Source organism: Streptomyces diastatochromogenes (assembly GCF_002242805.1).
GTDB lineage: Bacteria > Actinomycetota > Actinomycetes > Streptomycetales > Streptomycetaceae > Streptomyces > Streptomyces diastatochromogenes.
This window is the reverse complement of sequence record NZ_MCGQ01000023.1, coordinates 28,378-47,972: the sequence shown is the minus strand read 5'-3', so window position 1 is coordinate 47,972 and position 19,595 is coordinate 28,378. Positions and strand designations below refer to the sequence as shown.

20 protein-coding genes are annotated in these 19,595 nt (G+C 70.7%); 10 read left to right on the top strand and 10 right to left on the bottom strand.

The genetic code is table 11. The annotated features are described in order from the left end of the window. Window positions 1–34 precede the first annotated feature (34 nt). From BEK98_RS26505 to BEK98_RS26495, 3 genes are all read right to left on the bottom strand, one after another. Window positions 35–958, bottom strand: a complete 924-nt coding sequence (locus BEK98_RS26505; RefSeq protein WP_094219184.1) for a TIGR03620 family F420-dependent LLM class oxidoreductase — start codon at window positions 956–958, stop codon at window positions 35–37. A gap of 113 nt (window positions 959–1,071) precedes the next feature. Then, entirely contained in the window at window positions 1,072–1,404 is a 333-nt protein-coding gene (locus BEK98_RS26500; RefSeq protein WP_094219183.1) for an ArsR/SmtB family transcription factor, read from the bottom strand. Between the two features lie 69 nt (window positions 1,405–1,473). Continuing rightward, the gene (locus tag BEK98_RS26495; protein ID WP_094219182.1) at window positions 1,474–2,037 is read right to left on the bottom strand and encodes a CGNR zinc finger domain-containing protein; all 564 of its coding nucleotides are present in this window, start codon (window positions 2,035–2,037) and stop codon (window positions 1,474–1,476) included. Between the two features lie 80 nt (window positions 2,038–2,117). On the opposite strand from BEK98_RS26495, the gene BEK98_RS26490 reads away from it, so the two are divergent. Then, window positions 2,118–3,359 carry an MFS transporter gene (locus BEK98_RS26490; RefSeq protein ID WP_244201990.1) on the top strand — a complete coding sequence of 414 codons (1,242 nt, stop codon included), beginning with the start codon at window positions 2,118–2,120 and terminating at the stop codon, window positions 3,357–3,359. 167 nt (window positions 3,360–3,526) lie between these two features. Here the strand turns inward: BEK98_RS26490 and paaK are convergent, their stop codons facing one another. After that, window positions 3,527–4,822 carry a phenylacetate--CoA ligase PaaK gene (gene paaK / locus BEK98_RS26485; RefSeq protein ID WP_094219181.1) on the bottom strand — a complete coding sequence of 432 codons (1,296 nt, stop codon included), beginning with the start codon at window positions 4,820–4,822 and terminating at the stop codon, window positions 3,527–3,529. Window positions 4,823–4,964: 142 nt separating this feature from the next. Between paaK and BEK98_RS26480 the strand changes: the two genes are divergently transcribed. Further along, window positions 4,965–5,432 (top strand): bacteriocin immunity protein, encoded by a 468-nt coding sequence (locus tag BEK98_RS26480; protein ID WP_094219180.1) that lies wholly within the window; start codon window positions 4,965–4,967, stop codon window positions 5,430–5,432. A gap of 83 nt (window positions 5,433–5,515) precedes the next feature. Then, on the top strand, window positions 5,516–6,388 hold the full coding sequence (locus BEK98_RS26475; RefSeq protein ID WP_208643232.1) for an alpha/beta fold hydrolase: 873 nt from the start codon (window positions 5,516–5,518) through the stop codon (window positions 6,386–6,388). Here BEK98_RS26475 and BEK98_RS26470 read toward each other — a convergent pair. Both BEK98_RS26470 and BEK98_RS26465 read right to left on the bottom strand, forming a co-directional pair. Continuing rightward, window positions 6,357–8,105, bottom strand: a complete 1,749-nt coding sequence (locus BEK98_RS26470; protein WP_094219432.1) for an alkaline phosphatase family protein — start codon at window positions 8,103–8,105, stop codon at window positions 6,357–6,359. The two genes, BEK98_RS26475 and BEK98_RS26470, sit on opposite strands and share 32 nt — an antisense overlap. A 182-nt stretch (window positions 8,106–8,287) precedes the next feature. Next, window positions 8,288–9,892 carry an acyl-CoA synthetase gene (locus tag BEK98_RS26465; RefSeq protein ID WP_094219178.1) on the bottom strand — a complete coding sequence of 535 codons (1,605 nt, stop codon included), beginning with the start codon at window positions 9,890–9,892 and terminating at the stop codon, window positions 8,288–8,290. A 187-nt stretch (window positions 9,893–10,079) separates the two neighbouring features. Between BEK98_RS26465 and BEK98_RS26460 the strand changes: the two genes are divergently transcribed. The 6 genes from BEK98_RS26460 to BEK98_RS26435 all read left to right on the top strand — a co-directional run bounded on the left by BEK98_RS26460 (window position 10,080) and on the right by BEK98_RS26435 (window position 15,432). Continuing rightward, entirely contained in the window at window positions 10,080–10,880 is an 801-nt protein-coding gene (locus BEK98_RS26460) for a crotonase/enoyl-CoA hydratase family protein (RefSeq protein ID WP_094219177.1), read from the top strand. A gap of 15 nt (window positions 10,881–10,895) precedes the next feature. Continuing rightward, window positions 10,896–11,837 (top strand): Zn-ribbon domain-containing OB-fold protein, encoded by a 942-nt coding sequence (locus BEK98_RS26455; RefSeq protein ID WP_094219176.1) that lies wholly within the window; start codon window positions 10,896–10,898, stop codon window positions 11,835–11,837. Further along, the gene (locus BEK98_RS26450; protein ID WP_094219175.1) at window positions 11,834–12,883 is read left to right on the top strand and encodes a thiolase domain-containing protein; all 1,050 of its coding nucleotides are present in this window, start codon (window positions 11,834–11,836) and stop codon (window positions 12,881–12,883) included. Before BEK98_RS26455 ends, BEK98_RS26450 begins: the two co-directional genes overlap by 4 nt. Then, window positions 12,880–14,046 (top strand): thiolase domain-containing protein, encoded by a 1,167-nt coding sequence (locus BEK98_RS26445; RefSeq protein ID WP_094219174.1) that lies wholly within the window; start codon window positions 12,880–12,882, stop codon window positions 14,044–14,046. Before BEK98_RS26450 ends, BEK98_RS26445 begins: the two co-directional genes overlap by 4 nt. Before the next feature lie 82 nt (window positions 14,047–14,128). Further along, complete coding sequence (locus tag BEK98_RS26440) at window positions 14,129–14,371, top strand: DUF397 domain-containing protein (protein ID WP_094219173.1); 243 nt, start codon at window positions 14,129–14,131, stop codon at window positions 14,369–14,371. A gap of 140 nt (window positions 14,372–14,511) precedes the next feature. Continuing rightward, a complete protein-coding gene (locus BEK98_RS26435) occupies window positions 14,512–15,432 on the top strand; it encodes a universal stress protein (RefSeq protein WP_094219172.1) in 921 nt (306 codons plus the stop codon). 31 nt (window positions 15,433–15,463) lie between these two features. On the opposite strand, the gene BEK98_RS26430 is transcribed toward BEK98_RS26435, so the two are convergent. Genes BEK98_RS26430 through BEK98_RS26415 form a run of 4 tightly spaced genes read right to left on the bottom strand, consistent with a single transcriptional unit; the run spans window position 15,464 to window position 18,834 of the window. Beyond that, on the bottom strand, window positions 15,464–15,889 hold the full coding sequence (locus BEK98_RS26430) for a DUF2752 domain-containing protein (RefSeq protein ID WP_208643231.1): 426 nt from the start codon (window positions 15,887–15,889) through the stop codon (window positions 15,464–15,466). After that, window positions 15,890–16,315 carry a CD225/dispanin family protein gene (locus BEK98_RS50935; protein WP_094219170.1) on the bottom strand — a complete coding sequence of 142 codons (426 nt, stop codon included), beginning with the start codon at window positions 16,313–16,315 and terminating at the stop codon, window positions 15,890–15,892. 24 nt (window positions 16,316–16,339) lie between these two features. Further along, window positions 16,340–16,771 (bottom strand): hypothetical protein, encoded by a 432-nt coding sequence (locus BEK98_RS26420; protein WP_094219169.1) that lies wholly within the window; start codon window positions 16,769–16,771, stop codon window positions 16,340–16,342. After that, window positions 16,768–18,834: a CHAT domain-containing protein gene (locus tag BEK98_RS26415; RefSeq protein WP_094219168.1), complete on the bottom strand. Its 2,067-nt coding sequence runs from the start codon at window positions 18,832–18,834 to the stop codon at window positions 16,768–16,770. Before BEK98_RS26415 ends, BEK98_RS26420 begins: the two co-directional genes overlap by 4 nt. 254 nt (window positions 18,835–19,088) lie before the next feature. On the opposite strand from BEK98_RS26415, the gene BEK98_RS26410 reads away from it, so the two are divergent. After that, on the top strand, window positions 19,089–19,586 hold the full coding sequence (locus tag BEK98_RS26410) for a glycosyltransferase family protein (protein ID WP_094219167.1): 498 nt from the start codon (window positions 19,089–19,091) through the stop codon (window positions 19,584–19,586). Window positions 19,587–19,595 lie beyond the last annotated feature (9 nt).

Sequence of the window (19,595 nt, the reverse complement as noted above, 5' to 3'; positions counted from 1 at the left end):
TCACTGGCGTGGGGCCGGGCCCCGGGCGTTTCCGTCATGATGCCGTACGCGTCCGACCGGACCCGGGTGTGGGGCCGGGCAGCAGGGCCTCGGCGAGCAGCCGCCACTGCGGCAGTGCCGAACCGCCCGGCTCGACGCCGATCACCTGCACGGTCACATGGTCGGCGCCCGCCTCGGTGTGGCCCCGCAGCTTCCGTACCACGGTGTCCGGATCGCCCCAGAACACCAGGTCGTCCACGAGGCGGTCGCTGCCGCCGGCGGAGAAGTCGTCGTCCGTGTAGCCGAGCCTGCGGAACTTCGCCAGGTTGTACGGGGTGTTGAGGTAGACGTGCAGGTGTTTACGGGCGAGTGCCCGGGCCCGGCCGGGGTCGCTCTCGAAGAGCACCGCGTGTTCGACGGCCAGGAAGGCGTCCGGGCCGAGGATCTCCCTCGCCTGCGCGGTGTGGGCCGTGTTCACGTGGTAGGTCTGGGCCCCGTCGGCACGCTCGCGGGCCAGCTCCAGCATCCGGGGGCCGTACGCGGCCAGCAGGCGCCGGATCGGGGCCTTGGGAAGGGGGTTGGGTGTCGCCGTCTCCAGGGTGTCCAGCTCGTCCAGGTACGCGGACATGGCGGCGAGCGGCTTGATCCCCGGCCGCGGCTGACCGCCGAAGCCGAGGCCGAGGACGTACCGGTCCGGGTAGGCGTCCGCGAGCAGCACAGCGGCGCCGTACGTCCATTGCGCCTCGCGTGACCAGATCCGGGCGATGCCGTTGACGACACTCAGCCGCTCGGTGCAGGAGAGCAGATAGCCGGCGTGGCTGAACGCGTCCCGCCCGAGTGCCTCGGGGATCCACAGCGCTCGCCAGCCCAGTTCCTCCAGCTCCTGGACCGAGTCCCGGATCAGTGCGGCCGGTTGGTGCTCGAAGTCGAAGGTGTAGATCCCGAACGTGCCGAGCCCCAGACGCGTGTCGCCGGTCATCGTGCGCTCCCTCATGGATCGGATCACATCGGATCACTCGCTGAATCGAAATATCGCAGAATCTCGATATGAAGTGCAAGGGGAGATCGCGGGTGGGGGGGAGGGGTGGCCGGCTAGAGCGTCTGGCCCAGTTCCGCCACGAGGTGGGCGATGCGCTGCTCGTCCCGCTTGTAGTGGGTCCACTTGCCCACACGGGTCGCCCGCACCAGCCCGGCGCGCTGGAGTTCGGCCATGTAGGCCGACACGGTGGACTGGGCCAGTCCCGCCTTCGCCTGGATGTGGCTCACGCACACACCCACCTCGGCCGGATCGGCGATAGCCGCCTCCATGGGGAAGTGCCGCTCGGGCTCGCGCAGCCACTGCAGCATCTGCAGCCGCATCGGATTGGACAGCGCCCGCAACGCGCTGACCAGCTCCGGATCCGGGGAGGGGGCGGTGTCGGTCATGCATCCGGAGTATAGGTTCGCCGCCGACATTTCGAGGTACGTCGATGTGCAGGTGGATGTCGACGGGGTCTAGGCCGTGGCCTTGCGGCGGAGCGCCTGCTTCTTCGCGCGGTTTCCGCAGGTGTCCATGGAGCACCAGCGGCGGGTGCCGGGGCGTGAGGTGTCCAGGAAGAGGGCGCCGCAGGTGGGGCCGGCGCAGTCGCGTACCCGGTCGAGGGCCGGGGAGGTGATCAGGTCCAGGGCGTCGCGGGCCACGAGGGCGAGGGTGGCGCGGACGGGATCGTCGGCCTGCCACTCCAGCCGGCCCGAAGGGGCGAGGCTGGGCACGGGAACGGCGCGCGCGGCGGCCCGGTTGACCCGCTCGCGGTCCCGGGCGCCGGGGGACCGGTCCGCTCGGGCGGCGCCGATCAGATGGTGGATCGCCTCGCGCAGCTCCTGCGCCGTGCGCACCAGGGCGGCATCGGCGTCACCGGCCTCGGCGGGGCAGGGGCCGCACTGCCGTACCCAGGCGACCAGCGTCCCGGCGTCGGGCAGTTCCTCCACGGCGTCGGCCGTGCCCCGGTGGCGCAGGGTCCGTACGAAGTCCAGGCAGGGGCGGCCGGAGCCCTGACGGAAGCGGAGGGTCGTAGGCACGCCAACCACCCTACGGGAGAACCGGTTTGACTGGTACCTTCGATGAACCACTTAAACCGGTTCCTCTGTGAGGTGTCTGCGTGTCCGCGTCCCCCGCACCGCCGAACCCGCCCCGCTGGGTGATCCTCGTCCTGGCCCTCGCCTGCGGAGTGGGCGTCTCCACCATCTACTTCCCGCAGGCCATCAGCTCCCTGGTGGCCGCCGACCTCGGGGTCCCGGCCGGCTCGGCGGCCCTGGTGGTCACCGCGGCCCAATTCGGTTACGCGGGCGGCATCTTCCTGCTCGTCCCGCTGGGCGACCGGCTGCCCCACCGCCGCCTGCTCGTCACCCTGCTCACCCTGACCGCCCTCGGACTGCTCGCCGCCGGGACCGCCCCCACGCTCCCGGTTCTCGTCGCCGCCAGCGCGGTCACCGGCGTCACCACCGTCGTGCCGCAGATCATCCTGCCCATGGCCGCCGGACTGGTCCCCGCCGAGCGGCGCGGGGCCGTCACCGGCACGGTGGGCAGCGGCCTCATCGGCGGCATCCTGCTGGCCCGCACCTTCGGCGGCACCCTCGGCACCTGGCTGGGCTGGCGGGCCCCCTACCTGGTCGCGGCCGTGGTCGTCCTCGCCCTGGCGGCGGTGCTCTCCCGCGTGGTCCCGGCCGCCACGCCGCCCTCCCGCCGACGCTACCCCGAACTGATAGCCGCCCCGGTGCGCCTGCTGCGCGAGGAGCCCGATCTGCGCCGCTCCTGCCTCTACCAGACCGCCGTCTTCGCCGGCTTCAGCGCCGCCTGGACCGCGCTCACCCTGCTGGTCACGGGACCGGTGTACGGCATGGGCGCCCAGGCGGTGGGCGTGCTGGGGCTGGTCGGCGCCGCGAGCATGTTCAGCACACCGCTCGCCGGCCGGGCGGTGGACCGCAGGGGGCCGGACGCGGTGAGCCTGTGGTGCCTGCTCGGGGTCGCCGGCTCGGCGGGCGTGCTGGCGCTGGGCGGGTGGGGCGGTGCGGCGGGGCTGGTGGCGCTGGCGGGCGGCATGCTGCTGCTCGACGTGGCGGTGCAGTGCGGCCAGGTCGCCAACCAGTCACGCAACTTCGCGCTACGGCCCGAGGCACGGGCGCGGATCAACACCGCGTACATGACCTGCACGTTCATCGGCGGCAGCGTGGGGTCATGGCTCGGGGTGCGGGCCTACGGCCGGCTCGGCTGGCCCGGGGTGACGGGGCTGGTGGCGCTGACGGCGGCCATCGCCCTCGCCCGGCACCTGACCCGGGGCCGTACGACACCCGAGAACACGACCGCCCCCACGGACGCCGTACCGTCCAGGACCGCGCCCTGACCGCCGACGCCGCACCGGTCAGACCGTGCCGTCAGTGCCGACGCCACACCGGTCAGGATCGTGCCGTTGTGGGCGCCGACGCCGTGCCGGCCGCCCCGTGCCGTGACCGCCAGGGCCTGTCCGGCGGATCATGCCGGAGTCGCGGGGCCTGATCCGCCGGACCGGCCCTAGCGCGGCCGCAGGTCCACGATCCGGCGGATCTTGCCCACGGACCGCTCCAGTGACTCCGGCTCCACGATCTCCACGGCCACGGACACGCCGATGCCGTCCTTCACGCCCGCGGCGATGGACAGGGCCGCTGCCTCCCGCGCTTCGGGCGTGGCGCCCGGGCGGGCCTCGGCGCGTACGGTGAGCGCGTCGAGGCGGCCCTCGCGGGTGAGGCGCAGCTGGAAGTGCGGGGCAACGCCGGGGGTGCGCAGCACGATCTCCTCGATCTGGGTCGGGAACAGGTTGACCCCGCGCAGGATCACCATGTCGTCGCTGCGCCCGGTGACCTTCTCCATCCGCCGGAACACCCGGGCGGTGCCGGGCAGCAGCCGGGTCAGGTCCCGGGTCCGGTACCGGACGATCGGCATGGCCTCCTTGGTGAGCGAGGTGAACACCAGCTCGCCCCGCTCGCCCTCCGGCAGCACCTCACCCGTGATCGGGTCGACGATCTCCGGATAGAAGTGGTCCTCCCACACATGGAGACCGTCCTTGGTCTCGACGCACTCCTGGGCGACCCCCGGACCGATCACCTCGGACAGCCCGTAGATGTCGACGGCGTCGATCGCGAACCGCTCCTCGATCTCGCGCCGCATCTGCTCGGTCCAGGGCTCGGCGCCGAAGATGCCCACCCGCAGCGAGGTGCCGCGCGGATCCACGCCCTGCCGCTCGAACTCGTCCAGCAGGGTGAGCATGTACGACGGGGTGACCATGATGATGCCGGGTTCGAGGTCCCGGATCAGCTGGATCTGGCGGGACGTCATGCCGCCGGACGCCGGGACGACCGTACAGCCCAGGCGTTCGGCACCATAGTGGGCGCCCAGGCCACCGGTGAACAGCCCATAGCCGTAGGCCACATGCACGGTGTCACCGGGACGCCCGCCCGCCGCCCGGATCGACCGCGCCACCATGTCGGCCCACATGGAAAGGTCGTTCTCGGTGTAGCCGACCACTGTGGGCAGTCCGGTGGTGCCGCTGGAGGCATGGAGGCGGCGGATCCGTTCGCGGGGCACGGCGAACATGCCGTACGGGTACTGCTCCCGGAGGTCGGCCTTGGTGGTGAAGGGAAAGTGCGCCAGGTCGGCGAGTGAACGGCAGTCCTCCGGACGGACACCGGCCTTGTCGAAGGACTCCCGGTAGAAGGGCACATGCTCGTAGGCGTGCCGCAGCGAGGCCCGCAGCCGCTCCAACTGCAGCGCCCGCAACTCCTCGGGCCCGAGCTTCTCGCCCGCGTCCAGCAGGTCCGTCGCATCCGCCATCGGGACTTCTCCCTCGCCCACCACACATTCCGGACGACCGATCATTCGGTCGATCTTCTCGGGGTCAGTAATTCAGCCCATCCGGCTCCAGGCAAGGGGTCTGCGCGGATTTTCCCGACGGGACCTCGCACAGAATGGGCCAGTGGACCTACGACGCGAACTGCTGCCCCCACCCGTGCCGGCCGAGCGGCTGGTGGAGCTGGGCGAGGAGATCCAGCGGATCGAGAGGCTGCTCCACGAGGACGGGGAGGCCGGGCGCCATGCGGTCGACGCCTTCAACGCGGCGACCGGGCACGCGTACCTGCCGTCGGATTTCCTCGGCTGGTACGAGGCGCGCGATCTGGCGGAGTTCGCCCTCCAGGCGGCCCGGCCCGCATGGCCGCGCGTCCCGGACGTCACCCGCGAGGAACTGACCGAGGTCGTCCGTCGGATCGTGGCGGGATGCGCGTCGGGAGATCCCGACGCCGACTACTACCTGCTGGTGCTGGAAACCAACGTCGCCCACCCCCGGGCCGCAGACCTGCTCTTCCACCCGCCCGCCCACCTGGCGGACGCTTCGCCCGAGCGGATCGTCGACGAGCTGTCGGCCTACCGGCCCATCGCCCTCTGAACGCGCCGCCGCACGGCACCGCGTCTTCGCCCTGCACGCAAAGTCGTTGCGGCCCAGCCGCACCGACCTGGATGATCACTCGCATGCCGACCTTCACCGCAGCCGACGGAACCCGGCTCTCCTACCACCTCAGGGGTGAGGGCGAGCCCCTCGTCGTCCTGCCCGGCGGGGCCATGCGGGCCTCCGTCTACCTCGGTGACCTGGGAGGGCTCACCGCGCACCGCCGCCTGGCCCTGCTCGATCTGCGGGGGACCGGGGAGTCCGCGGAGCCGGCCGACCCGGCGACGTACCGCTGTGACCGGTTGGTGGACGACGTGGAGGTGTGGCGGGAGCACATGGGTCTGGAGCATATGGATCTGCTCGCTCACTCGGCGGCCGGCAGCCTCGCGATGCTCTACGCGGCCCGCTACCCGCACCGGATACGGCGGCTCGTGCTGATCACCCCGAATCCCTCGGCCCTCGGGATGCGGGCGACGCCCGAGCACCGGCTGGCCGCGGCCCGGTTGCGGGCCGACGAGCCGTGGTTCGCGGAGGCGTTTCCCGCGTACGAGGCGTGGCTGGCGGGGGAGGGAGATTTCGACGAGGTCTTCATGCCGTTCTTCTACGGCCGTTGGGACGAGGCCGCCCGCGCCCATGACGCGGCCGCGGACGAGCAGACCAACGACGAGGCGGCCGACCGGTACTTCGGCGAGGGAGCCTTCACCCCGGACGCCACCCGGGCCGCGCTCGCCGCCCTCACCGCCCCGGTCCAGGTCTACGCGGGCCAACTCGACGGCGGTCCCCGCCCCGACCTCGCCCGCCGCACCGCCGAGGCCTTTCCGAACGCCGAGTTCACCGTCCAGCCCGGCGCCGGACACTACCCGTGGCTGGACGACCCGGAGCACTTCGTCCGCCGCACCCTCGCCTTCCTCGACGGGGACACGGTCAGCCCTTCCGTGGGCCGTACGCCCGCATGAACCGGTCGCGGAACTTGTTCATCGGCCAGATGGGCGCGTCCGCCGCCGGCTTCAGGCCCTGAGTCCAGCCCCAGCCGGAGACCCGGTCCAGCACCTTGGGGTCGTGGGCGACGAGGGTGACGGGCACGTCCTTGCGGGGGCTGCCCGCGGTGACGGTCGGCACCGGCTGGTGGTCGCCGAGGAAGACCAGGACCGTGTTCCTGTCGCCGTAGCGCCGCACGAACTCGATCAAGCTGTGCAGTGAGTACTCGATGGCGTTCCGGTACTCGGTGCGCACACTCTCCGGGTTCTTCCAGACCTCCTTCGGGTCCTTGCCCTCCTTCTTGACGCGGTGGAAGACCGAGCCGTCGCCGAGGTCCTTCCAGTCGAGCATGTGGGCGACGGGCGCCCAGGGGTTGTGGCTGGAGGCGAGGATGATCTCCGCCATCAGCGGTCCCCGGTCCTTCCTGCCGAACTCCAGCCGTTCGAAGGCCTCCAGGCTGAACTGGTCCGGCACGGGCGTCCAGCTGAAGTAGGGGCCGTGGTAGCCGAGGTGCGTGGAGTCGTAGATGTGGTCCAGGCCGAAGAACCTGCCCTCCGGCCAGGCGTACCGCACACCCGGCACGACCCCGACCGTGCGCCAGGCGCCGGTCTCGCGGAAGTACCGGGTGAGGGTCGTCCGGTCGCTGGAGGTGACGGTCCGGTACCGCTGCTGGTTCTTGACCCACAGGCCGGACAGGAAGGTCGTGTGGCACAGCCAGCTGCCCGCGCCCGTCACCGGTGACCGGAGCCAGCCGCTGCGGGCCTCGAATCCCGCCGCCTTCAGGGAGGCCGTGCCCTCCTTCAGGACCGTGCCGATCCGGGGCGCCATCGCCGGGTCCTCGATCGCCGTACGGCCGTAGCTCTCGATGAAGGTGAACAGGACGTCCTTGCCGCGCAGGCCGGTCAGCACCTGGTCGCGCGGTGTGTCGGCGAAGGCGTCGACCGCGGTCTCCTCGCGGAAGACCCGGGCATCCTCGAGGCCCGCGCGCACCTGCTCGATCCGGTTGTTCACGATGACGGTGTTGACCCTGGAGGCGATCGGCGCGTCACCGATCTGCAGGTTGAGGGTGACGCAGGTGATCCACGCGGTGCCCAGCACCAGCGTGCTCCGGGTGGCCGCTCGGCGGTACCGGACCATCAGACCGGTCAGCCGGACCAGGGCGAGCGTGGTGAGGAGGGGGACCGCGGCGGCGAGGAGCACGGCGGCGGTGAGGGCGAGCAGCTCGCCGGTCCGGCCGAACGACTCCCGCAGGAAGTCCGCCGCGCCGCCCAGCAGACCCCAGTCCATCACCAGGTTGAACGGCCGGACCAGCACCGAGTAGAAGCCCATGTCGACGCACTTGAGGACGGTCAGCAGTCCGAGCAGCAGGCCCGCGGCCACCGCCGTGATCCGCCGGCCCCGGGGCGGCACCGCCAGGAGCAGACCGGCCAGCAGGATCCCCTCCGCGGGGATGCGCAGGAACGTGGTGAAGGTGAGCCCGTCGAGCCGGTTCGGCAACAGCAGCGCGCCGACCACCAGGACGGCCGCGAGGACGGACGACCCCACGCTCACGCCCCGCGCGACCCGTGGGTGGCGCGGTCGCCGGCCGAACCAGCCGGGGCGGGGGACCGCCGAGGAGTCCCGCCCGGTGTCCTCCCCGCTCCCCGCGTCGTCGGTGTCCGACTCCGTTTCGGGGTCCGGCAGCTGACGGGGCATGAGGTGCGACACCCCTAGGTCCTTCCGTGTGTGGCCCGGTCCCGGCTGCGACGGGCCGGACGCGGGAGGCAGACACCGTCATCACCCGTACGGCCGACCGTCACCGTCCTCACCGTCTGTTCCACCGTGGCGCACACAGTACGCGGCCCGGGCCGCACGGCAGCGGTGGGACACCCCGCCCGCTACCGCTCCGCAGCCACCGCCACCTCCCGCGCCCACCGGTAGTCCGCCTTGCCGCTCGGCGACCGCTGGATGGAGTCCGTGATCACCAGCTGGCGCGGGACCTTGTAGCCGGCCAGCCGGGTGCGGCAGTGGTCCTGGATGTCGGTCAGCGAGGGGCGCCGGGCCCCCTCGCGCAGTTGCACCACGGCCGCCACATGGTTGCCCCAGGTGGCGTCCGGCACCCCGGCGACCAGCGCGTCGTACACGTCCGGGTGGGCCTTGAGGGCCTGCTCGACCTCTTCCGGGTACACCTTCTCGCCCCCGGTGTTGATGCACTGCGAGCCCCGGCCGAGGACGGTGACCACGCCCTCCTCGTCCACCGTCGCCATGTCCCCGAGCAGCACCCAGCGCCGCCCGTCCTTCTCGAAGAACGTCTCGGCGGTTTTGCGTGGGTCGTTGTAGTAGCCGAGCGGCACATGGCCGCACTGCGCGACCCGGCCGATCTCGCCCACGGCGACCGGCTCGTGTGTCGCCGGATCGACCACCTGCGTACGGGAGTTGACCCGGATGCGGAAGCCCCGCTCGGGCCCCGAGTCCTCGGTCGCCGTACCGTTGAAGCCGGACTCGGAGGAGCCGAAGTTGTTCAGCAGCAGGGCGTTCGGCACCAGTTCCCGGAACTGCCGGCGTACGGTCTCCGACATGATCGCGCCCGACGAGGAGACGCTGAACAGCGCCGAGCAGTCCGTACCCTTCATCGGCCCGCCCAGCGCGTCGATCAGCGGCCGGAGCATCGCGTCACCGACCAGCGACATGCTGGTGACCTTCTCCTTCTCGACGGTCCGCAGCACCTCCTCCGGCACGAACTTGCGGTGCAGGACGACCCGTTGGCCGAAGTTGAAGCCGATGAACGCGGTCAGGGTGGAGGTGCCGTGCATCAGCGGGGGAGTGGGGAAGAAGGTGATTCCCGAACCGCCCGCCGCGACCCGCTCGGCCAGCTCCTCCGGGCTCTTCACCGGCTCACCCGTCGGCGCCCCGCCGCCCAGACCCGCGAAGAACAGGTCCTCCTGGCGCCACATCACCCCCTTGGGCATGCCGGTCGTGCCGCCGGTGTAGATGATGAACTGGTCGTCTCCCGACCGGGCGGGAAAGCCCCGCCCGGGCGAACCGGACACCTCGGCGAACGGCACGGCCCCGGGCACCTCCGCGGGAGCGCCCACCCGCACCAGGTGCCGCAGCTTCGGCGCGCGCGGCAGTGCCGCCGCCACCCGGTCACCGAACTCCCCGTCGAAGACCAGCGCGACCAGATCCGCGTCGCGGTAGAGGTAGACCAACTCGTCTTCGACATAGCGGTAGTTGACGTTGACCGGGACGATACGAGCCTTCAGGCAGGCCAGGACCGTCTGCAGGTACTCGACCCCGTTGTACAGGTGGAGACCCAGATGTTCCCCCGGTCGTATCCCGCTGTCGATCAGGTGGTGGGCGACGCGGTTCGCGGCCGCGTCCAGCTCCGCGTATGTCAGGCGGCGTTCCGCGCCGGTGCCGGGATGGTCGAGGTACACGAGAGCCTCGCGGTCCGGGACCACGTCGACGACCGACTCGAACAGATCGGCAAGGTTGTACTCCACCGCTCCTCCTGACCTCGCACGGCCTGGCGATCCACCGGTTCGCCGGTCATCAGAGCAAACGGCGCGGCAACTGTGAAGGGTCCGCGCGAAGAAATCTGACTGTCTGTCAGAAAACCCGCGAAGTTCCCTTGAAGTGCCTCCCCTCCTACTGCAACCTGTTCTCGTTCTTACCGAGGGGAGATGGGCAATGGGTGGGACGGAACACCTCACCGTGCACCGCGAAGGCGCCACACTGGTGCTCACGCTCAACAGGCCCGACGCCAAGAACGCGCTCTCGCTCCCGATGCTCGTCGGCCTGTACGACGGCTGGGTCGAGGCCGACGAGGACGACGCGATCCGCTCGATCGTGCTCACCGGGGCCGGGGGCGCCTTCTGTGCCGGCATGGACCTCAAGGCGCTGGCCGGGGGCAGCATGGCAGGGCAGCACTACCGCGACCGGCTCAAGGCCGATCCCGACCTGCACTGGAAGGCCATGCTGCGCCACCACCGCCCCCGCAAACCGGTGATCGCCGCCGTCGAGGGGTACTGCGTGGCCGGCGGCACCGAGATCCTCCAGGGCACCGACATCCGGGTCGCGGGCGAGTCCGCGACCTTCGGCCTGTTCGAGGTCCGGCGTGGCCTGTTCCCGATCGGCGGCTCGACCGTCCGGCTGCAGCGCCAGATCCCGCGCACCCACGCCCTGGAGATGCTGCTCACCGGGCGGCCGTACAGCGCGACGGAGGCCGCCGCCATCGGGCTGATCGGGCATGTGGTGCCCGACGGCACCGCGCTCGCCAAGGCGCTGGAGATCGCCGATCAGATCAATGCCTGCGGACCGCTCGCCGTAGAGGCCGTCAAGGCGTCGGTGTACGAGACCGCCGAGCTGACCGAGACCGACGGACTCGCCGCCGAACTCGCCCGTGGCTGGCCGGTCTTCGACACCGCCGACGCCAAGGAGGGCGCCCGCGCCTTCGCGGAGAAGCGACCCCCCGTCTACAAGCGAGCCTGACCCGAGGAGCCCCCGATGCCCGAAGTCCTCAAAGCCCCTCTCGTGGTCGAGTTCCCCTTCACCCGGTCCCTCGGCCCGGTCCAGAGCGCCTTCCTCACCGGACTGCGCGAAGGCGTCGTCCTCGGCGTGAAGACCGCCGACGGCCGCACCCTGGTCCCGCCCGTGGAGTACGACCCCGTCACCGCCGAGGAGATCCGCGACCTGGTGGAGGTCGCCCCCACGGGCACGGTCACCACCTGGGCCTGGAACCACGAGCCCCGCCGGGGCCAGCCCCTCGCCACTCCCTTCGCCTGGGCCCTGGTCAGGCTCGACGGCGCCGACACCGCCCTGCTGCACGCCCTGGACGCCCCCGGACCCGACGCCGTGCACACCGGCATGCGGGTACGGATCCGCTGGGCCGGGGAACGCACCGGTGCCATCACCGACATCGCCTGCTTCGAGCCGTACGATGGCGCACCGGACCGAGCGGGCGGCCACACCGGCGAGTTCGAGGACCCGATCACCGGGATCGTGGCCCACGCCCGCCTCGACTACACCTACTCGCCGGGCCGCGCCCAGACCGCCTACATCCACGCCCTTTCCGGACAGCGGACCGTCGGCGAGCGCTGCCCCTCCTGCCGCAAGGTGTACATCCCGCCGAGGGGTGCGTGCCCCACATGTGGCGTGGCCACATTGGAACAGGTCGAGGTGGGTCCCCGCGGCACGGTCACCACCTTCTGCATCGTCAACATCAAGGCCAAGAACCTCGACATCGAAGTGCCGTACGTCTACGCCCACATCGCCCTCGACGGCGCCGACCTCGCCCTGCACGCCCGGATCGGCGGCATTCCCTACGACGAGGTGCGCATGGGCCTGAGGGTCGAGCCAGTGTGGACGCCGGGAGCGCGCTACCCCGACCACTACCGCCCGACCGGCGAACCCGACGCCGACTACGACGCCTACAAGGAGCTGCTGTGACACGGGAGATCGCGGTCGTCGCCTTCGCCCAGACCGACCACCGGCGCTCCACCGAGGAGTCCTCCGAGGTCGAGATGCTCATGCCGGTGCTGCACCAGGTCCTGGCCCGGACCGGGCTGAAGACCGCCGACATCGGCTTCACCTGCTCCGGCTCCAGCGACTACCTCGCCGGCCGCGCCTTCTCCTTCACCCTCGCCCTCGACGGCGTCGGCGCCTGGCCGCCGATCTCCGAGTCGCACGTCGAGATGGACGGCGCCTGGGCGCTGTACGAGGCGTGGACCAAGCTGCTGACAGGCGACGCCGACACCGCCTTGGTGTACTCCTACGGCAAGTCCTCTCCCGGCTCGGTACGAGACGTCCTCACCCGCCAGTTGGACCCGTACTACGTGGCTCCCCTCTGGCCGGACTCGGTCGCGCTCGCCGCCCTCCAGGCTCAGGCGCTCATCGACGCGGGGGACACGGACGAGCCCGCCCTCGCCGCGATCGGGGCCAGGAGCCGAGCATCCGCCACCACCAACTCCCATGCACAGTTGAGGGGTTCGGTCCCGCCCGGCGACTACGTCGTACGCCCCCTGCGCACCGGCGACTGCCCGCCCGTCGGCGACGGCGCCGCGGCCGTGATCCTCGCGGCGGGGGAACGGGCCCGCGAGCTGTGCGAACGGCCCGCCTGGATCCGGGGCATCGACCACCGCATCGAGGCGCACTCCCTGGGCGTGCGCGACCTCACCGACTCGCCCTCCACACGACTGGCCGCCGAGCGGGCGGGTGCCTTCGAACGCCCCGTCGACACCGCCGAGTTGCACGCCCCGTTCACGGCGCAGGAGGTCGTGCTGCGCAAGGCGCTCCGGCTGGACGACGGCGTACGCGTGAACCCCTCCGGGGGCGCCCTCGCCGCCAACCCGGTCATGGCCGCCGGACTCATCCGCATCGGTGAGGCCGCCGCCCGCATCCACCGCGGCGAGTCCGACCGGGCCCTCGCCCACGCCACCTCCGGCCCCTGCCTGCAGCAGAACCTGGTCGCCGTACTCGAAGGGGATCCACGATGAGCAAGGAGCCCGTGGCCGTCGTAGGAATCGGCCAGACCAAGCACGTGGCCGCCCGCCGGGACGTGTCGATCGCCGGGCTCGTCCGGGAGGCCGCCCAACGGGCCCTCATGGATGCCGAGCTGACCTGGGCCGACATCGACGCCGTCGTCATCGGCAAGGCGCCCGACTTCTTCGAGGGCGTCATGATGCCCGAGCTGTACCTCGCCGACGCGCTGGGTGCCGTGGGCAAGCCGATGCTCCGGGTGCACACTGCCGGCTCGGTCGGCGGATCGACCGCCCTCGTCGCCGCCAACCTGGTCGCGGCCCGCGTCCACGGCACCGTGCTCACCCTCGCCTTCGAAAAACAGTCCGAGTCCAACGCCATGTGGGGCCTGTCCCTGCCCATCCCCTTCCAGCAGCCCCTGCTCGCCGGGGCGGGCGGCTTCTTCGCCCCGCACGTGCGCGCCTACATGCGGCGCAGCGGCGCCCCCGACACCGTCGGCTCCCTCGTCGCCTACAAGGACCGGCGCAACGCCCTGAAGAACCCCTACGCCCACCTCCACGAGCACGACATCACCCTGGACAAGGTCCAGGCCTCGCCCATGCTGTGGGACCCGATCCGCTACTCGGAGACCTGCCCGTCCTCCGACGGCGCCTGCGCCATGGTCCTCACCGACCGCGCCGGGGCCGCCCGCGCCCCCCGGCCGCCCGCCTGGATGCTCGGCGGTGCCATGCGCAGCGAGCCGACGCTGTTCGCGGGCAAGGACTTCGTCTCCCCGCAGGCCGGCAAGGACTGCGCCGCCGACGTCTACCGGCAGGCCGGCATCGCCGACCCGCGCCGGGACATCGACGCCGTCGAGATGTACGTGCCGTTCTCCTGGTACGAGCCCATGTGGCTGGAGAACCTGGGCTTCGCCGAGGAGGGCGGCGGCTGGAAGCTCACCGAGTCCGGGGTGACCGAGCTGGACGGGGACCTGCCCGTCAACATGTCGGGCGGTGTGCTCTCCACCAACCCCATCGGCGCCTCCGGCATGATCCGCTTCGCGGAGGCCGCCCTCCAGGTGCGCGGCCGGGCCGGAGAACACCAGGTGGACGGCGCCCGGAAGGTGCTCGGGCACGCCTACGGCGGCGGTTCGCAGTTCTTCTCCATGTGGCTCGTGGGATCCGAGCCCCCCGACTCCTGAAAGGTCCTGCTGACACGGCCTGTCCGCCGTAGGAACCGGTCGCTAGGCTGACCGCGGACGACGAACCGGGAGGAGCACGGACGTGGCCGAGACCACCACCCAGCAGCAGCCGCTCAAGGGTTGGGACAAGCCGGAGCTGGACCTCAGCAGGGCCGAGTGGCAGTCCAGCAGCCGAGGGCTGGGCGATGTCCAGATCGCCTTTGTCGAGGGATTCATCGCGATGCGCAACAGCGGCAGCCCGGAAAGCCCTTCCCTGATCTTCACCCCCGCCGAGTGGGGCGCCTTCGTCTCCGGGGCACGGGAAGGCGAGTTCGACCTGACCTGAGTGACCCCGCGCCGCGAGCCGAACCGGGGAGTGTGCGGCGCGGATTTCCGGACACGCGATCCACAGCGCCCTGCCGGGGGCGACCCCTGAGCGAGGCTGGCCCCGGCAAGGGGAAGGTCGCGTTCCGGAGGTGAGGGAAGATGAGCGGTGCGCCGGTCATCGCCGCGGTGGACGGTTCCGAGGACAGTCTGCGGGCACTGGACTGGGCGGTGGACGCCGCCCGCCGTCGCACGGTACCGCTGCGGGTGCTGCACGTACGGCAGTACGCCGCCTGGGGCCAGGCCGACGTCCTGGTCGCCGGGCCGCCCGACGCACAGGGCGACCCGGTGCTCGACGAGGTCCGCGCACTGCTGCGGGACCGCGCCGACGCGCCGGCCGTCGAGTACGTCGCCCTGGAGGGCGTACCGGGCGCGGTGCTGCCCGAACTCGGCGCGGATGCCGAGCTGGTGGTCCTCGGCTCCCGGGGCCGCGGCGGCTTCGCCAGCCTGCTGCTCGGCTCCAACAGCCTGGCCGCCGCGCGCGACTCCGAGTGCCCGGTGGTCGTCGTACCCCGGCCCGACCGCGAGGTACACGGGGACGGCCCGGCCGAGCCCGGGCCCCGGGTGGTCGTCGGCCTGCACGTCGACAGCCCCGACGACGCCACCCTCGGCCTCGCCTTCACCGAGGCCGCCCTGCGCGGGGCCCGCGTCGAGGTGATCGCCGCGTACCCGTGGCCGGTGCAGACCTGGACCGCGCCGGGCCAGATGCTGCCGCCCCCGCTCGACCAGACCGCCGTCGAGACCGAGACCCGGCTCCTCGCCGAGGGCTTCCTCGCCCCGCACCACGAGCGGCACCCCGAGGTCCGCGCCGACGTCGCGGCCCTGCCCGGCGACGCGGCCGGCCAGCTCGTCGCCGCCTCCCGGGAGGCCGACCTGGTCGTCGTCGCCCGCCACCGGCGACGCCTGCTCGCCCCCGCCCGCATGATGGGCTCGGTCACCCAGGCGGTCCTGCTGCACGCGGCGAGCCCGGTGGCGGTGGTGCCGCCGGCGCCGTCGGCAGAGGACCAGGAATCCGCCCGCTGACCCCCTGTCAAAGCGGCGGGCAGGGGTGTGGTCAGGACCGCAACATCCCCCCGAAGACAGGCAGATTGCGGACGACGGTCCAGACGATGAGCGTGATGATGGCCGCGCGAGCCCGCCAAGCGGGGAGAACCCGTCCACGGGTCCTCCCTGTGACGATGCGCAACCATACGAGGGCGGCACAGGGCAGGAAAGCGACGAGGAGCAGGTTGTGGTCGATCGCGGCCATCAGATGGCCGTGCGTGAGCTGGTGCAGCGCCCGCAGGCTGCCGCAACCCGGACAGTCGAAACCCGTGATGGCCCGGAACGGACAGCGAGGGTATCGACCGGGGCGGGCAGGATCCACGAGCGCCGTGACGATGGCGCCGACGCCGAGGAGCCCGGCTGCGAGCCAGGCGTCGCGGCGAACTCTGCTGTCGGGGCGCGCATGCGTCATCGGGTCAGGGGCGATCGTTTGCATTCACGGCGCCGGCATCTGAGTGGTTGTGGAAGGGGTGGACATGCCGATGGCGATCAGGATCGCCCAGAAGACCAGACCGGCGGCCAGACTCACGACCACGAGGATCCCGGCTTTCCGTGATGCCTGGGCTGCTCCCTCGAAGTCACCCACACTGCTCTTCGACGAGACCTGCGAAGAGAAGACGATGGCGGCGATTCCGGTTGGCAGGAAGCAGAAGAGCGTGACGAGAATGGCAGGCACCAGGTATGTCTGGGGGGTGGGCGTTGGCCTTGGATATGGGTTCTGCCACCCGTGCTGGTTGACCTGCGACTGCCACTGCGGTCGTGGTGGGGGCGGCTGAATCGGAGGGACGGGAGGCGGCTGCCAAGGAGTGGCCGGTCCCCAGTCCTCCTCATCGGGTGGTGGCGGTTGGTGTTTTTCTGACATGACGCCTTCCTCCGGTTCTGGATTTCAGGCGGGGGTCCAGATGGCGCGCCGGGAATCCCAGGTCCACCGTGCGTCGCGGGCGTCCAGACCAACGGCCTGTTCGTACGCCTCCTCCGGCAGACTGTGGGTGAACGTGACCCGACCGCCTGTCGGCAGTTCGAACACGACGCTCTTCGGTGCGGGGGCGTCTTCCGCGGGCTGTCTGATCAGCCGGTCCACGAAGCTCCTCAGCCCCTGGTGGGTCTCCTCGGCGACTCTCCGGAACAATGTGCCGAGAAACGGCTCCAGGACCGCGGACGAGACCAGCACCAGCACGACGTCCACCGCGGCTCTCCGGGGCGGCACAAGCATGCAGCTGCTGTCGATTCCGGCCTGACGCAGTAAATCCTGCGCCTCCGTGGCCGATGTGGTCGGGAGCGACGAGGGCCAGAAGATCTCGATCTCGGGATCCGTCATGACGCGCTTCCTTCCGCGGCCGTCCACTCGGGCAGTGACCAACGTTCGACAACTCCCGCGCGGGTACCGGTCACCAGTCCTCCACGGCAGTCGAGGAAGGCCAGCCCTGCGGGTCGGCCTGCCAGACTTGTGGCTGTGGTCGCGTTCCAGCCGACCAGATCGCGGACGACGACATTCCCGTCGTCGTCAGCGATGGCGAGCAGCGGGAGATCGGCCGAGAAAGCCAGGTGGCTGGCGTGTCGCGCAGGGTCGGTGTGCTGCAGGGGACGGCCTTCCCAGGACCACAGGCGCACTCGGCCGTCCAAGCAGCCCGTGGCAAGGCGATCGGCGGTGAAGGCGAGGGAGCTGACGGGCAGGGGGTGCGGCCATCTTGTGACGACCCTGCCCTGCACGTTCAACTGCCGTACCAGTCCATCGCCGCACGCGACGACGACATGCCGGTCGCCCGGCGCGAATGCGATGGGGCCGAGGGTTCTGGGCTGACCTGGTCGACAGGCCTCCTCCCGGGACCAGACGGGCAGATCCCGCACTCGGGCACCCCGTACGTCATAGACCTGGACGCGGTCCCCGACGGTCAGAGCGAGCCAGCGACCGTCCGAGCTGAACGCGAGACTGTCGTCCTCCCCTCCGGGTCCGAGGACGAGCACAGGCAGCCGGGTCTGGAGGTCCCAGACGATGACCGTGCCGTCCCGATGCCGACTGGCCACATTCCGTCGCCAGGGGCTCCAGGCGACCCGCACGGGTTCCTCTCGCTGGATAGGCATGCACTGGCAGACAAGTCTGCCGTCGGTCCCGTCGAAAACCCGGACGACACCGTCGGCGCACGCCGTGGCCAGCCAGTTGGAGGGGCCGAGCGCCACATGACTGCACGGCCCCACCTCGGCGAGCAGGCGGAGCCTCTTGGCCGGCTGCCGCCCAGGCGACGGGTCGGACTCGCGTGGTCCCGGAACCGGATGACTCGCATCCGAATCCTGCAACGAAAAGATCCGGGTTTGATCGGATGCGAGAATCAATACGGGCGTTGCCCACTCCAGACTGCCGAGAGTCATCTTGACTTCTTCGCGGGCGAGCGTCACTGCTTTGTCGACAGGTGAACCTTCGGCGATCCGCTCGTAGAACGCGGACGAAAAGGTGAAGGCGGCCGTGTCGGTGATCTCGTACTGCATGGCGACAACAGCCGGAACGCCGGCCCGTACGAGGTTGGCGGCCGTACTCGTGAAGATGTCGTCGGACCTGCTCGCCGCTGATTCGCAGGCGTTCAGTACGATGAGACGCAGGCTTGGGCTGTCCGTGGTCAGTCTGTCGAAATCGCTGGCGTAGAGGCGTCGTGCCGCCCCGTCGTCACCGGAGAGCTGAATATATCCAGAATTTCGTTCCTCGTCGAACCCGCCGTGGCAGACGCAGTGAAGTACATGCCAGGACCCGGATCGTAGTTCCTTCGCCAGATCGTGCCAGCGGTCCCCGGACAGCCAATGGACGGACACGTTGTCGGAGTTGTTCTGCCGGAAGGCTCTTTCTATTCTTTCCCTTTCTCGCTCTTCTTCCAGTGGGGGCAGGTCGCTCGGGCGCGCCGAGACGCCGAGGACGCGGAGCGGCAGGGTGAGCGCCAGCGGGGGTGGCGGGTTCATGACGCGCAGGTATCGCACGACCGGAACGCGAAGAGCGAGATAATCGTCTCGGGAGGGATCGACCAGGTATTCCCAGGGGATTCGGTCGACGTGTGGGCCGTTCGTCCGCAGCAGGATGCGCAGTGACTTTCCCTGCGACTTGGCGAGATTCCTGCACCTGTCGAACTGGATGGATATCTCGTCGCGGAGCAGTGTGTGAGCGAGACGTTTCCCGAATTCCCGTACAGGCCTCTCCGTCGAAGCGTCTCCGCGTGTGATGCTCGTGCTGTACGACTTGGTCAGGGAAATCGCCACGTCGGCCAGTGCTGTCTGGAGTTCGCTTTCTGAATAGGGTGCCGGTACCCGGATTATTGCTTCACCGCACTCGGACGAGCACGTAACGATCCACTTGGTGTCGGCTTCAATGATTTCAAGGCGGAATGGTACACCTTTCATCTTCCACCTCCGTCCCCCACATGTAGTTCACACCCAATACTTCGTGGCGTCCAGTTGTTGCCCGGGGGTTATCGGCTCGCCGAAAGCGGGAAATGCGGGGCCTGCGCGACGGCCCGTGTGCCGGGAGGTGGGGACGGACCCGGTCGGGGCCGGCGGCGGCACTGGGCGAGGCGACGCGGGAACAGCGACCCTGGAACGGCTACCCGGGGGCGCCCGCACGTCACCGATCGCGTCCGGGCACGTACCATGGCCGCATGTCGTTCCTCCGCCGCCGCAGCGCCACTCCCGCCGGACCCGACTTCGACGTGCTGGCCATGGACCCGGGCGACTGGCCGGGCAACCTCGGCGCGGGCCTGCTGCCCGCCCCCGACGGCTCCTGCCAGGGCGTCTTCCTGCGTTACGACCTCTTCGGCGGGCGCGGCCCCGCCATGATCATCGGCAATCTCCCCGAGGGCTCCCCGGCCCGGGACGTCACCGAGGGCGAGATCCCCTTCGAGGTGGGACAACTGCTGCTGGCGCTGGAGAACGACGAGGAGGTCACCGTCGTCGGCATCGAGGACACCCCGGTCCTCCAGGGCGACAACCTGCTGATCGTGCGGCGCCTGAAGCTCTCCGAGAGCCGGATCTCCTGCGTCCAGTTCGACCGCAGCGACGGCATCCTCGTGACCATCGCCGCCTGGGACCGTCCCATCACCGACGACCTGTACGCCCTGCTGAAGCCGCTCCCGGCGGAGCTGTTCCAGCAGGGCTGACGCGGCCGG